This window comes from Sphaerotilus mobilis (genome assembly GCF_004216565.1).
In the GTDB taxonomy this organism is placed as follows: domain Bacteria; phylum Pseudomonadota; class Gammaproteobacteria; order Burkholderiales; family Burkholderiaceae_C; genus Sphaerotilus; species Sphaerotilus mobilis.
Genome location: NZ_SGWV01000009.1, coordinates 487,296 through 500,292, shown reverse-complemented (window position 1 = coordinate 500,292; position 12,997 = coordinate 487,296). Strand labels below are relative to the sequence as shown.

At 69.9% G+C, this 12,997-nt stretch carries 13 protein-coding genes; 6 read left to right on the top strand and 7 right to left on the bottom strand.

What is annotated here, in order from left to right:
* Nucleotides 1-54 precede the first annotated feature (54 nt).
* From EV685_RS11555 to galE, 4 genes are all read right to left on the bottom strand, one after another.
* Nucleotides 55-615 (bottom strand): LemA family protein, encoded by a 561-nt coding sequence (locus EV685_RS11555; protein WP_130482160.1) that lies wholly within the window; start codon nt 613-615, stop codon nt 55-57.
* 67 nt (nt 616-682) lie between these two features.
* Nucleotides 683-1,390, bottom strand: a complete 708-nt coding sequence (gene queC, locus EV685_RS11550; RefSeq protein ID WP_130482159.1) for a 7-cyano-7-deazaguanine synthase QueC — start codon at nt 1,388-1,390, stop codon at nt 683-685.
* 13 nt (nt 1,391-1,403) lie between these two features.
* Entirely contained in the window at nt 1,404-2,684 is a 1,281-nt protein-coding gene (locus EV685_RS11545) for a glutamate-5-semialdehyde dehydrogenase (RefSeq protein ID WP_130482158.1), read from the bottom strand.
* A gap of 65 nt (nt 2,685-2,749) precedes the next feature.
* Complete coding sequence (gene galE / locus EV685_RS11540) at nt 2,750-3,799, bottom strand: UDP-glucose 4-epimerase GalE (protein ID WP_130482157.1); 1,050 nt, start codon at nt 3,797-3,799, stop codon at nt 2,750-2,752.
* A 172-nt stretch (nt 3,800-3,971) separates the two neighbouring features.
* On the opposite strand from galE, the gene EV685_RS11535 reads away from it, so the two are divergent.
* From EV685_RS11535 to htpX, 6 genes are all read left to right on the top strand, one after another.
* Entirely contained in the window at nt 3,972-4,487 is a 516-nt protein-coding gene (locus EV685_RS11535; RefSeq protein WP_130482156.1) for a hypothetical protein, read from the top strand.
* 8 nt (nt 4,488-4,495) lie between these two features.
* The gene (gene ubiB, locus EV685_RS11530; RefSeq protein WP_420820827.1) at nt 4,496-6,076 is read left to right on the top strand and encodes a ubiquinone biosynthesis regulatory protein kinase UbiB; all 1,581 of its coding nucleotides are present in this window, start codon (nt 4,496-4,498) and stop codon (nt 6,074-6,076) included.
* A gap of 101 nt (nt 6,077-6,177) precedes the next feature.
* Complete coding sequence (locus tag EV685_RS11525; RefSeq protein ID WP_130482154.1) at nt 6,178-6,552, top strand: FmdB family zinc ribbon protein; 375 nt, start codon at nt 6,178-6,180, stop codon at nt 6,550-6,552.
* 87 nt (nt 6,553-6,639) lie between these two features.
* On the top strand, nt 6,640-7,287 hold the full coding sequence (locus tag EV685_RS11520) for a DUF502 domain-containing protein (protein ID WP_130482153.1): 648 nt from the start codon (nt 6,640-6,642) through the stop codon (nt 7,285-7,287).
* A gap of 33 nt (nt 7,288-7,320) precedes the next feature.
* Entirely contained in the window at nt 7,321-9,117 is a 1,797-nt protein-coding gene (gene aspS / locus EV685_RS11515) for an aspartate--tRNA ligase (RefSeq protein ID WP_130482152.1), read from the top strand.
* A gap of 135 nt (nt 9,118-9,252) precedes the next feature.
* A complete protein-coding gene (htpX, locus tag EV685_RS11510) occupies nt 9,253-10,128 on the top strand; it encodes a protease HtpX (protein WP_130482151.1) in 876 nt (291 codons plus the stop codon).
* A gap of 114 nt (nt 10,129-10,242) precedes the next feature.
* On the opposite strand, the gene clsB is transcribed toward htpX, so the two are convergent.
* The 3 genes from clsB to nudB are packed head-to-tail and all read right to left on the bottom strand — an operon-like array spanning nt 10,243 to nt 12,925.
* On the bottom strand, nt 10,243-11,622 hold the full coding sequence (gene clsB, locus EV685_RS11505; RefSeq protein WP_130482150.1) for a cardiolipin synthase ClsB: 1,380 nt from the start codon (nt 11,620-11,622) through the stop codon (nt 10,243-10,245).
* Nucleotides 11,619-12,428 (bottom strand): endonuclease/exonuclease/phosphatase family protein, encoded by an 810-nt coding sequence (locus EV685_RS11500; RefSeq protein ID WP_130482149.1) that lies wholly within the window; start codon nt 12,426-12,428, stop codon nt 11,619-11,621. The genes clsB and EV685_RS11500 overlap by 4 nt, the downstream gene beginning before the upstream one ends.
* Nucleotides 12,425-12,925 carry a dihydroneopterin triphosphate diphosphatase gene (gene nudB, locus EV685_RS11495; protein WP_130482148.1) on the bottom strand — a complete coding sequence of 167 codons (501 nt, stop codon included), beginning with the start codon at nt 12,923-12,925 and terminating at the stop codon, nt 12,425-12,427. The genes EV685_RS11500 and nudB overlap by 4 nt, the downstream gene beginning before the upstream one ends.
* Nucleotides 12,926-12,997 lie beyond the last annotated feature (72 nt).

The window sequence follows — 12,997 nt, the reverse complement described above, 5'->3', positions numbered from 1 at the left end:
GCTGCGTCGGCGTCGACCGCTTGTCCAGCGAAGGCCGACAGGCGGCCCGCAGGCTCAGATCGGCGGGAACTCGGGCGCCCGGTGGAAGCGCAGCAGGTTGGCCACCAGCGTGGTCGGAAACAGCGCGATGGCCTGGTTATAGGCGTCGGCGGCGCGGTTGTAGAGCAGCCGCGAGAAGGCGATCTGCTCCTGCAACTGGTCGCGCTGGCGCAGCAGGTCGCTGACGACCGGGTCGGGGCCGTCGCCGGAGGTCAGGTCCTGCAAGGCCAGGCCCAGTTCTTCGAGCAGGGACACCAGCCGCTCCTCGGCCACGGCGACTTGCTGCAGCACGTTGCCGCGCAAGGCCTTGAGCTGGACCTGGTCGCAGGCGTGACCGGCCCGGCGGGCCGCGCCGATGGTGCCGTCGACCAGCTCGGCGCGTGGGCTGTCGCCCATGCGGGCGCGCGAGGTCTCGGCCAGCGTCAGCGCCACCGCATGGCGTTGACGCAGCGCGCTCGACAGTGGCGCGTAGGCCTGGCGCAGGTCATGGCGCAGGCGCACCAGTCGGTTGTGCGCGCCGAGCATCCAGAAACCGAGCACGGCCAGCAGCAGGACCCAGGTGAGCGTGCTCGACATCGAGGCGATCGTGGCGGAGGCGGCGGAAGGGAGGGAAGCGGGGGATGACGGTCGACCGGCGCGGGGCTCAGCGCCCGCTCAGCCAGGCCGCATGACCGGCCGCACGCAGCGCGCAGGCGGGGCAGTGGCCGCAGCCATAGCCCCAGGGGTGGCGCTGGCCGCGTTCGCCGAGGTAGCAGGTGTGGCTGTGCTCGACCAGCAGCTCGACCAGCGCGGTGCCGCCGAGGTCCTCGGCCAGCGTCCAGGTCTGCGCCTTGGTCAGGAACATCAGCGGCGTCTCGAGCGTCATCGGCGTGGCCAGGCCCAGCGACAGCGCCACCTGCAGCGCCTTGAGCGTGTTGTCGCGGCAGTCGGGGTAGCCGGAGTAGTCGGTCTCGCACATGCCGCCAACCAGCACGCTGGCGCCACGCCGGTAGGCCAGCGCGCCGGCCAGCGTCAGGAAGAGCAGGTTGCGGCCGGGCACAAAGGTGTTGGGCAGGCCGTCGGCCTGCAGCGCGATCTCGCGCTCGACGGTCAGGGCGCTGTCGCCGACCTGGCCCAGCACCGACAGGTCGAGCAGGTGGTCGTCGCCCAGCCGATCGGCCCAGTCCGGGAAGCGGCGGCGGATCTCGGCGCGCACGGTCAGTCGGCAGTCCAGCTCGATGCGATGGCGCTGGCCGTAGTCGTAGGCGACGGTCTCGACGCGGGCGTAGCGGTCCAGCGCCCAGGCCAGGCAGGTGGTGGAGTCCTGCCCGCCTGAGAACAGGACCAGGGCGGTGCGCGGGTCGCGGCTCATGCGGTCGCCGGCTTCAGGTGCGGATCTCGCCCTGACCCAGCACGACGTACTTCAGCGAGGTCAGACCATCCAGCCCGACCGGGCCACGGGCGTGGAACTTGTCGGTGCTGATGCCGATCTCGGCGCCCAGGCCGTATTCGAAGCCGTCGGCAAAGCGGGTGCTGGCGTTGACCATCACGCTGGCCGAGTCGACCTCGCGCAAGAAGCGCATCGCGTTCGGGTGGTGGGTGGTCAGGATCGCGTCGGTGTGGTGCGAGCCGTGGCGGTTGATGTGGGCGATGGCCTCGTCGAGCGTGTCGACCACCTTGGCGCTGATGACGGGGGCGAGGTATTCCTCGGCCCAGTCCTGCTCGGTCGCCACCGCCGTCTTCAGGCCGGCCACGCCGGCGATCGCCGCCAGCGTGCGGGCGCAGCCACGCACCTCCACGCCCTTGGCCGCGAACACCGCCGCGATGCGCGGCAGGAAGGTCGCCGCCTGGGCTGCATGGACCAGCAGCGACTCGGTCGCGTTGCAGGGGCTGTACTTCTGAGTCTTGGCGTTCTCGGTCACGAGCAGCGCCATGTCGAGGTCGACCTCGGCATCGACGTAGGTGTGGCAGTTGCCGTCCAGGTGCTTGATGACCGGCACGCGCGACTCGGCGCTGATGCGCTCGATCAGGCCCTTGCCGCCCCGCGGGATGATGACGTCGACCGACTCGGGCATGGTGATCAGCTTGCCGACCGCCGCACGGTCGGTGGTCTCGATCAGCTGCACCGCCTCGGCCGGCAGGCCGGCTTCGAGCAAGGCCGCCTGGACCAGCTTCCACAGCGCGACGTTGGAATGCAGCGCCTCGGAGCCGCCACGCAGGATGGCCGCGTTGCCGCTCTTGATGGCCAGCGAGGCGGCCTCGATGGTCACGTTCGGGCGGCTCTCGTAGATCATGCCGAAGACGCCCAGCGGGACCCGCATCTGGCCCACGGCGATGCCGCTCGGGCGGCGCCGCAGGTTGAGGATCTCGCCGATCGGATCGGGCATCGCGGCGATCTGCTCGCAGCCTTCCGCGACGGTGGCGATGACTTTGTCGCCCAGCTTGAGGCGGTCGAGCATCGGGCCGTCGAGTCCGCCCGCCGCCGCAGCGGTCAGGTCACGCGCATTGGCCTCGGCGAGCGCCGGGCCGTTGTCGCGCAGCAGGCGGGCGAGCGCCACGAGGGCCTCGTTCTTGGCCGCCGTCGAGGCGGCGGCCATGCGGGTCGAGGCGCTGCGAGCGGCAGCGCCGACATGGGCCATGTAGGCGGAAAGATCGTGCACGTCCATGGCCCAGATTGTCGCAGAGCCTCCCGCTGCGAGGACCTTCGAGGGCCGGTTCCGGCCCCCCTCGATCAGGCCGCGATCGAGGTGTCGGCCGCACCCAGCGCCGGTGCATAGCCCTGCGGGTTGCGCGACTGCCAGCGCCAGGCGTCCTCGCACATCGCGTCGATGCCGCGCTCGGCCTGCCAGCCCAGCAGCTCGCGCGCCAGCGTCGCGTCGGCATAACAGGCCGCCACGTCGCCAGGGCGGCGCGCAACGGTCTTGAACGGCACGGCACGACCGCTGGCACGCTCGAAGGCGCGGATCACGTCGAGCACGCTGTAGCCTTGGCCGGTGCCGAGGTTGACCGTCAGCGACTGCTTGCGTTCGAGCAGGTGGCGCACCGCCGCGACATGGCCGGCGGCCAGGTCGAGCACGTGGATGTAGTCACGCACCCCGGTGCCGTCGGGCGTGTCGTAGTCGTTGCCGTAGACCTGCAGGAAAGGCCGCTTGCCAACCGCCACTTGCGCCACGTAGGGCATCAGGTTGTTGGGGATGCCACGCGGGTCCTCGCCGATCAGGCCGCTCGGATGGGCGCCGACCGGGTTGAAGTAGCGCAGGTAGCCGATCTTCCAGCGCGGGTCGCAGCGTTCAAGTTCGCGCAGCAACTGCTCGCCCATCAACTTGGTCAGGCCGTAGGGGTTGGTGGCCGACAGCGCGGCGGACTCCGCGATCGGCAGGGTCTCGGGCTGACCGTAGACCGTCGCCGACGAGCTGAAGACGAGCGCGAAGACATCCTGGTCGGCCATCGCCTGGGCCACGTTAACGAGGCCGCCGAGGTTGTTGCGGAAGTACTCGAGCGGCTTCTCGGCCGACTCGCCCACCGCCTTGTGGGCGGCGAAATGCACGACGGCCTGGGCGCCATGGGCCGAGACCACACGCGTCATCGCAGCGGCGTCGTTGACGTCGGCCTCCTCGAACACCGGCGCCTCGCCCAGCAGCGTGGCCAGGCGGTCGAGCACCTGCGGCGAGCTGTTGGCAAAGTTGTCGACGCCGACCACGTCATAGCCGGCGTGCTTGAGCGCGAGCCAGGTGTGCGAGCCGATGTAGCCGGTGGCGCCGGTCAGGAGGACGGTGGTCATGGCGGACTCTCAGGGCAGGAGGTGGTACGGCGCGGTGCGTCCGCCTGCCAGGCCGCACCGAATCCGGGTCGAGTGATTCGACAGATCCCGGACAAAACATTCTGTCAAACCCCCTGCCTCGCGACCGACCCGCCAAATCAAGGTTTCGTGAACTGCCTCCTACAATTCCTGGATGTTTCAAAACCTGCTCGATCCCCTCGGTCGCGAAGCCCAGGCTCGCGTCACGCTGCTGGTCAACCACGTCATCGCCGCCGAGCCCGAAGCAACGCGGCGCCTGCTGGCCCACAGCGGCGCGCTGATCGAGGTCGAGTGGACCGGCTGGCCCGCCTTCCTGCCACCGCCACCGGCGGCGCAATGGCGCATCACGCCGGCCGGGCTGCTGGAGGTCGAGGACGGCAGCGCCGCCGAGCCGGTCGATCCGGCCCGCACGCTGGTGGTCACACTGGACCAGCCCGCGCTGACCGCCTGGGCCTTCTCCGGCGCCCAGGGCCGCCCGCCGATGGCCGTGCGCGGCGACGTCGGCCTGGCCGCCGAGATCGGCTGGCTGGCCGAGCACCTGCGCTGGGACATCGAGGACGACCTCGCCCGCGTCGTCGGCGACGCCCCGGCGCGCCAGCTGGCCCAGTTCGGCCGCGCGGTGGCCCAGGGCGCCCAGGCCCTGCTGCAGCGCCTGCGTCCGCAGGCATGAAGGGCAGCCTGCGCAACACCTTGCGGCTGGGCCTGATCGTCTGGGTCCTGATGCGCCACGGCATGGACCAGCTGGTCCTGCGCAGCCTGCCGCATCCAGGCCTGCGGCTGCTGGCACGCATCCTGGCCATTGGTCGCACCCATGACGCCCCACGCGGCGAGCGGCTGCGGCTGGCGCTGGAACGGCTCGGGCCCATCTTCGTCAAGTTCGGCCAGGTCCTGTCGACCCGCCGTGACCTGGTCCCGCACGACATCGCCGACGAGCTGGCGCGGCTGCAGGACCGCGTGCCGCCGTTCCCGAGCGCCGCTTCGCGCGCCATCGTCGAGCGCTCGCTGGGCCGGCCGATCGAGGCGGTGTTCCAGCAGTTCGAGGCCGATCCGGTGGCCAGTGCCTCGATCGCGCAGGTCCATTTCGGCGTGCTGCACGACGGTCGCGAGGTCGCCATCAAGGTGCTGCGCCCAAACGTGCTGGACATCATCGAGGCCGACCTGGGCCTGCTGCGCAAGGCCGCAGCCTGGCTGGAGCGCCTGTCGCCGGACGGCCGCCGGCTGCGTCCGCGCGAGGTCGTTGCCGAGTTCGACAAATACCTGCACGACGAGCTGGACCTCGGCCGCGAGGCCGCCAACGCGGCCCAGCTGCGCCGCAACATGTTCGCCCTGGGCTTGCTTCTGATCCCCGAGATGATCTGGGACCTCTCCAGCGCCGAGGTGCTGGTGATGGAGCGCATGCGCGGCGTGCCGATCAGCCAGATCGACACCCTGCGCGCGGCCGGCGTGGACATCCCCAAGCTGGCGCGTGACGGCGTGACGATCTTCTTCACCCAGGTCTTCCGCGACGGCTTCTTCCACGCCGACATGCACCCCGGCAACATCATGGTGTCGACCGCGCCGGCGACCTTCGGGCGCTACATCGCGCTGGACTTCGGCATCGTCGGCACGCTCGATTCGCGCGACAAGGAATACCTGGCGCAGAACTTCCTGGCCTTCTTCCGGCGCGACTACCGGCGCGTGGCCGAGCTGCATGTCGAGTCCGGCTGGGTGCCCGCCAACACGCGCGTCGACGAGCTCGAAGGTGCCGTGCGGGCGGTCTGCGAACCGCACTTCGACCGGCCGCTCAAGGACATCTCGCTGGGCCAGGTCCTGATGCGGCTGTTCCAGACCTCGCGCCGCTTCAACGTCGAGGTCCAGCCGCAGCTGGTGCTGCTGCAGAAGACGCTGCTCAACGTCGAGGGACTGGGTCGCCAGCTCGATCCGGAGCTGGACCTGTGGCAGACCGCCAAGCCCTTCCTCGAGCGCTGGATGAACGAGCAGGTCGGCTGGCGTGCGCTGCTGGCGTCGGTCAAGGACGAGGCGCCGCGCTACGCCAAGCTGATCCCCGAACTGCCCCGCCTGCTGCATGACGCGCTCAAGCGCCAGGCCCATCCGGACGCCGCCCAGGAACAGCTGCTGCGCGCCCTGCTGCACGAACAGCGCCGCACCAACCGGCTGCTGACGATGGCACTCGGCGTGGCGGGCGGCTTCGTCGCAGGCGGGCTGTTCGCCTACTGGCTGCTGCCGGGCCTGTGGATGTGGCTGCACCGGGCCCTCTGAACGGGCGTGCCGCCCCGCAGCCTGGCGGGCCGCGTGACACAGACCGCCCACCTATAATTTTGGGTTTCGCATCAACGGTCTGATCCACTGTTTCCACAGCCATGCCGATCTATGCCTACCGATGCAGCGCGTGTGGTCATGCCAAGGACGTGCTGCAGAAAATGTCTGACCCGGTCCTGAGCACCTGCCCAGCCTGCGGCGCCGAGACCTTCTCCAAGCAGGTCACCGCCGCCGGCTTCCAGCTCAAGGGATCCGGCTGGTATGCGACCGACTTCCGCAACGGCGGCACCAACACGGCGGCCAGCACGGCGGCCACCGCGGCGGCGGCTGCCGGCACCGCTGCAGCGCCGGCATCAGCGTCCGACGGCTCGGCCTCGGGCGCCACGTCCAGCGCCGCCAGCTCGACGGACGCCGGTTCGAGCAGCACGGGCTCCGGTGGCGCCACCGCCTGCGGCGGCTCCTGCGCCTGTCACTGAGTCCCCGCTGATGCCCGTGCCGGCTGCGTGCCGGGCCGGGCATCACCTTCCACCGCACGTCCTCACCACGCCGCTGGGCGCCCTGTCGTGAAGAAATACATCGTCGCCGGCCTGCTCGTCTGGCTCCCGCTGGCCGTCACCATCTGGGTGCTGGCCTGGGTGCTGGGCGTGCTCGACGGCGTCTTCCAGGCCCTGCTGTCGCTTGTGGCCGCCGTGCTGCCGGCCAGCGCCGCCGCGCTGATCGAGTCGATCTCGCAGATTCCCGGGCTGGGCGTCATCGTGCTGGTCGTGCTGATGCTGCTGACCGGCATGTTCGTGGCCAACTTCGTCGGCCAGTGGTGGATCCGGATGTGGGACCGGATCTTCCAGAACATCCCCATCGTCAAGTCCATCTACAGCTCGGTCAAGCAGGTCTCCGACACGCTGTTCTCGAGCAGCGGCCAGGCCTTCCGCGAGGCCGTGCTGGTGCAGTACCCGCGCGACGGCCTCTGGACCATCGCCTTCGTCACCGGCAAGCCCGGTGGCGAGGTCGGCGAGGCGCTGCAGGGCGACTACGTCAGCCTCTACGTGCCGACCACGCCCAACCCGACCTCGGGCTTCTTCCTGATGGCCGCCCGCACCGACATCCGGCCGCTGGCGATGAGCGTCGACGAGGCGCTGAAGTACATCATCTCGATGGGCGTCGTCGGCCCCGAGAACGGCGCCCCGGGCGAGCCCGAGCCGGCCCCTCACTGAATCCAACCAGACTTGCCCCGGAGACTTCCCACCATGCGCAGCAGCTATGCAGGCCTCGTCAGCGAGAAGCTGATGGGCCAGACCGTCACCCTGATGGGCTGGGCCCATCGCCGTCGCGACCACGGGGGCGTGATCTTCATCGACCTGCGCGACCGCGAAGGCATCGTCCAGATCGTCTGCGACCCCGATCGCGCCGACATGTTCAAGACCGCCGAAGGCGTGCGCAACGAGTTCTGCCTTCAGGTCACCGGCCTGGTGCGGGCTCGTCCGGCGGGCACCGAGAACACCGGCCTGGTCTCCGGCAAGGTCGAGGTGCTGTGCCATGCGCTGGAGGTGCTCAACCCCAGCGTGACGCCGCCGTTCCCGCTCGATGACGAGAACCTCAGCGAGACCACCCGCCTGACGCACCGCGTGCTGGACTTGCGCCGCCCGCAGATGCAGAAGAACCTGATGCTGCGCTACCGCGTCGCGATGGAGGTCCGCAAGTTCCTCGACGCCAACGGCTTTGTCGACATCGAGACCCCGATGCTGACCAAGAGCACGCCCGAAGGCGCACGCGACTACCTCGTGCCCAGCCGCGTGAACGACGGTCATTTCTTCGCACTGCCGCAGTCGCCCCAGCTGTTCAAGCAGCTGCTGATGGTTGCGGGCTTCGACCGCTACTACCAGATCACCAAGTGCTTCCGCGACGAGGACCTACGCGCCGACCGCCAGCCCGAGTTCACGCAGATCGACATCGAGACCTCCTTCATGGGCGAGGAGGAGATCCGCGCGATGTTCGAGGGCATGATCCGCACGGTCTTCCGCCACGCCATGAACGTCGAGTTGCCGGTCTACCCGGTGATGAGCTATGCCGACGCGATGTTCAAGTACGGCTCGGACAAGCCCGACCTGCGCGTCAAGCTGCAGTTCACCGAGCTGACCGAGGTCATGAAGGACGTCGACTTCAAGGTCTTCTCGACCCCGGCCCAGAGCAAGGGCGGCCGCGTCGTCGCGCTGCGTGTGCCGGGCGGAGCCGAGATGAGCCGCGGCGAGATCGACGGCTACACCGAGTTCGTCAAAATCTATGGCGCCAAGGGCCTGGCCTGGATCAAGGTCAACGACGCCGGCAAGGGCCGTGACGGCCTGCAGTCGCCGATCGTCAAGAACCTGCACGACGGCGCCATCGCCGAGATCATCGCCCGCACAGGCGCCTGCAACGGCGACCTGATCTTCTTCGGCGCTGACAAGGCCAAGGTCGTCAACGACGCCATCGGCGCGCTGCGCATCAAGGTCGGTCACAGCGACTTCGGCAAGAAGCTCGGCCTGTTCGAGGACAAGTGGGCGCCGCTGTGGGTGGTCGACTTCCCGATGTTCGAGCACGACGAGGAAGAGGGCCGCTGGAACGCCGTGCACCACCCGTTCACGGCGCCCAAGGACGGTCACGAGGACCTGATGGACACCGACCCGGGCGCCTGCATCGCCAAGGCCTACGACATGGTGCTCAACGGCTGGGAACTCGGCGGAGGCTCGGTGCGGATCCACCGCGCCGAGGTGCAGAGCAAGGTCTTCAGCGCGCTCAACATCAGCAAGGAAGACGCCCAGGTCAAGTTCGGCTTCCTGCTCGACGCGCTGCAGTACGGCGCGCCGCCGCACGGTGGCCTGGCCTTCGGCCTGGACCGCCTGGTCACGCTGATGACCAAGGCCGAGTCGATCCGCGACGTCATCGCCTTCCCCAAGACCCAGCGCGCCCAGTGCCTGCTGACCGGAGCGCCCAGCCTGGTCGACGAGAAGCAGCTGCGCGAGCTGCACATCCGCCTGCGCAACGCGACGATCGCCGCGCAAGGCTGATCGCCACATGGCCGACCACCACGGTCGGCACCCTCAAGCCGGCTCACGCCCTGTGCGTGCAGCCGGCTTGAACTTTTCGGGCCACGCCTGCATCTGAGGGCTTCGCGTCACGACCTCCACCCTTCGGGAACCCACATGAAACGCATCGCGATCTTCCTTGTCACCAACCTCGCTGTGATGCTGGTGCTGGGCATCACGGCCAGCCTGCTCGGCGTCAACAAGTTCCTGGATGCCAATGGGCTGAACCTGGGCGCGCTGCTGGGCTTCGCGCTGATCATGGGCTTCGGCGGCGCCTTCATCTCGCTGCTGATGAGCAAGCCGATGGCCAAGTGGAGCACCGGCGCGGTCGTCATCAACGACTCGCACGACCCGATGCACCGCTGGATCGTCGGCACCGTGCAGCGCTTCTCTGCCGCCGCCGGCATCCAGATGCCCGAGGTCGCGCTCTACGAGGGCGAGCCCAATGCCTTCGCCACCGGCGCCTTCAAGAACTCGGCCCTGGTGGCGGTCTCCACCGGCTTGCTGCAGAGCATGTCGCGCGAGGAGGTCGAGGCCGTCATCGGCCACGAGGTCGCCCACGTCGCCAACGGCGACATGGTGACGATGACGCTGATCCAGGGCGTCATGAACACCTTCGTCGTCTTCCTCTCGCGCGTGATCGGCTACGTCGTCGACCGCGTCATCCTGAAGAACGACAAGGACGCGCCGGGCATCGGCTACTACGTCTCGACCATCGTGCTCGACATCGTGCTGGGCCTGGTCGCCGCCATCGTCGTGGCCTGGTTCTCGCGCCAGCGGGAGTTCCGCGCCGACGCCGATGCCGCCAAGCTGATGGGCAGCCGCGTGCCGATGCAACGCGCGCTGGCCCGCCTCGGCGGCCTCGAGCCCGGCGCCCTGCCCCAGAGCGTCGCCACGCTCGGCATCGGCAGCCGCGCCGGTGGCCTGATGGCCCTGATGTCCAGCCACCCGCCGATCGAGGAACGCATCCGCGCCCTCGAACAAGTCCGCTGATTGGAGCCCCTCGCCCGGCGGGTACGCCGGGCGATCCCCCGAGGGGATACGCAGGCCGCTTGGGAGCGGCCCGGCGCTGGCCTGCAAAGGCGCTCGGCCCCGGCCAGCCGGACCTCAATACCTGCCGGTGACCCCCGCGACACGCAGGTAGACGTAGGCCACCCACGCCACCACCGCCCGCCTGGCCAGCCGTACCCAGCCGGCTTCGCGCAGGCTGTCGGGCAGGACCTCGCGGCTGTCGGCCATGGCGCCTTCCAGCTCGGTGGCCAACGTGGCGCAGAAGCCTGCGTCCGACACGATCAGGTTGGCCTCGAGGTTGAGCAGCAGCGACAGCGGGTCGATGTTGCTGCTGCCCACCGTGCACCAGTCGTCGTCGATCAGCATGACCTTGGCATGCAGGAAGGCCGGCAGGTACTCGTGGATGTGCACGCCGTGCTGGTGCAGCTCGCGGTAGAGCGCACGGGCCGCCCAGGCCGCCAGCCGGTAGTCGGCCTTGCCTTGCAGCAGCAGCCGGACCTCGACGCCACGCCGCGCCGCATCGGCCAGGGCCAGCCGGAAACCGGTGCCCGGGTAGAAGTAGGGCGTGACCAGCCAGATGCGCCGCTGCGCCCCGCGCATCGCCTCGACGCAGGCGCGTTCGATGGTGCGGCGCTGGCGCACGTTGTCGCGCACCACCAGCGCGGCGCGCATCGTCGCTGCGGGGCTCGACCCGCCCGGCGGCTGGCCATCGGCGACCCCTTCGGCACCTGGGCGCAGCGGCATGCGCAGCTCGCGCAGCAGGCCGCGCAGACGCTGCATCGGCTGCGGTGCGACGACCAGCCGGCGCAGCGCGTCGCGCCAGTCGCTGCCGTGCCAGGCGCGTGACCACATCGCCCGGACCACCTGCCGCATCGTCTCCACCACCGGCCCGGACACCGCCAGCGCGTAGTCCAGCCGCGGCGCCTCGGTGCGGCCGTGGTTGAGGTCGACGTGGTCGTCGATCAGGTTGATGCCACCGATGTAGCCGACCGTGTCGTCGACCGTGCACAGCTTCATGTGCAGGCGGCGCAGCTGGCCGGGTTGCAGCCAGTGGGTCCAGCGCTCGATCGGCCGGAACACCGCCAGCTGCAGTCGCCGCGACGGCCGGCCGGTCTCGACGGCGATGCCCGGCGACGCGGCCAGCCGCTGCTCGATCCGGCTGCGGCTGTGCTTGGTGCCGAAGCCGTCGATGACGACCCTGACCCGCACGCCGCGCGCTGCTGCGGCCACCAAGGCATCGGCCACGACCAGCGCCTGCTCGTCGTCGTTGAAGATGTAGGTCGCCAGCCAGACCTCGCGCTGCGCCGCCGCGATCGCCGCGCACATCGCCGGGAACAGCTGCGCGCCGCCACGCAGCAGCGTCACCGCATGACCGTCGCGCAACACCGGCCGCTGCAGCAGGTACCAGCCGTAGCGGCCCCGTCGCAAGCTGGGACGCAGGCGGCCGGCCGGGGGCGACGGCGTCGGCGCGTTCACCCGGTCAGCTCCAGTTCCACCACCAGTGGCAGGTGGTCGGACATGCGGGCCCAGGACGCGCCGCGTGGCACCTCGGTGCGCAGGCAGCGCAGCCCGCGCGTGTAGACCCGGTCGAGCGAGAACAGCGGCAGCCGCGACGGAAACGTCAGCGGGTGGCGCAGCGCGCCCGGCACCGTCGCCCGCGCCAGCCCGGCCTGCACGAACCACGGATCGAGCCGCTCGCCCCAGTCGTTGAAGTCGCCCGCGACGATCACCGGCGCCCCCGCCGGCACCCGGCTGGCGACGTATTCGCCCAGGCGCTGCGCCTGGCGCGCCCGGCTGGCGTGGAACAGGCCGAAGTGCGCCACGATGCCGTGCACCGCCACGCCCTGCCAGTTCACGATCGCATGCAGCAGGCCGCGCTGCTCGAAGCGGTGGTCCGACACATCGTGATGGCCGATGTCGCCCAGCGGCCAGCGCGACAGCAAGGCGTTGCCATGCTCTCCACCGTGGGTGACCGCGTTGGTGCGGTAGGCCGTCTCGTAGCCGTCGGGCGCCAGGAACTCGGCCTGACCCTGCGCCGGCCAGCCGAAGGAGGTGTGGTCAAAGCGCCGCGCGTCACCGTGGTGGAACAAGCGGACCTCCTGCAGAAAGACCAGATCGGCGCCCAGCTGCGCCACGCCGTCGCCCAGGTTGTGGATCTCCAGCCGCTTGCGCGGACCCACGCCGCGCACGCCCTTGTGGATGTTGTAGGTCGCCACCCGCAAGCGGCGCTCGGCACCGGCCGGGTGTTCGGCGCGGTGCGGCGTCCGCAGGCTGCGGGTCATGCCTCACCCCGTTGGTGAGGCAGTTGCAGGATGGCCTCGGCATTGCTCGGCGAGAAGCAGCGATCGGCCGCCTCGCGCCACGGCAGCCAGGCGTGCTGCAGATGCTCGCGCGGCGCCAGCGTCACCGCGATGTCGCGCGGCACGGTCAGGCCGAAGACATGCTCGGTGTTGTGCGTCACGCCCGGCGCATAGCGGTGCCGCCAGACCGGGTAGATCTCGTAGACGTTGCGCAGGCCCCAGTCCCGCAAGGCGGCATCGGGCACCGCCGCCGAGCCGACCACGATGCCGGTCTCCTCGGCGACCTCGCGCACGGCGGTCAGCCGCAGGTCCTCGTCCGGATGGTCCTTCGAGCCGGTCACGCTCTGCCAGAAGCCGGGCTTGTCGGCCCGCTCGATCAACAGCACCTCCAGCGCGGCGGTGTGGATGACGACCAGCACCGATTCGGGGATCTTGGGTGGGCGGGTCGACGGTGGGAGATCAGGGTCAGAAATCGACATGGGCGGCGGACAACAGGTGGGCGATGAGCGGTCTGACGAGGATACCGGCCGACCCTGTCCGCGAACGCCCGG

Excerpts from the sequence above, each read along its gene's own strand:
- EV685_RS11555 (WP_130482160.1), bottom strand. The coding sequence starts at position 615 with ATGTCGAGCACGCTCACCTGGGTCCTGCTGCTGGCCGTGCTCGGTTTC.
- queC (WP_130482159.1), bottom strand. The coding sequence starts at position 1,390 with ATGAGCCGCGACCCGCGCACCGCCCTGGTCCTGTTCTCAGGCGGGCAG.
- EV685_RS11545 (WP_130482158.1), bottom strand. The coding sequence starts at position 2,684 with ATGGACGTGCACGATCTTTCCGCCTACATGGCCCATGTCGGCGCTGCC.
- galE (WP_130482157.1), bottom strand. The coding sequence starts at position 3,799 with ATGACCACCGTCCTCCTGACCGGCGCCACCGGCTACATCGGCTCGCAC.
- EV685_RS11535 (WP_130482156.1), top strand. The coding sequence starts at position 3,972 with ATGTTTCAAAACCTGCTCGATCCCCTCGGTCGCGAAGCCCAGGCTCGC.
- EV685_RS11525 (WP_130482154.1), top strand. The coding sequence starts at position 6,178 with ATGCCGATCTATGCCTACCGATGCAGCGCGTGTGGTCATGCCAAGGAC.
- aspS (WP_130482152.1), top strand. The coding sequence starts at position 7,321 with ATGCGCAGCAGCTATGCAGGCCTCGTCAGCGAGAAGCTGATGGGCCAG.
- htpX (WP_130482151.1), top strand. The coding sequence starts at position 9,253 with ATGAAACGCATCGCGATCTTCCTTGTCACCAACCTCGCTGTGATGCTG.
- EV685_RS11500 (WP_130482149.1), bottom strand. The coding sequence starts at position 12,428 with ATGACCCGCAGCCTGCGGACGCCGCACCGCGCCGAACACCCGGCCGGT.
- nudB (WP_130482148.1), bottom strand. The coding sequence starts at position 12,925 with ATGTCGATTTCTGACCCTGATCTCCCACCGTCGACCCGCCCACCCAAG.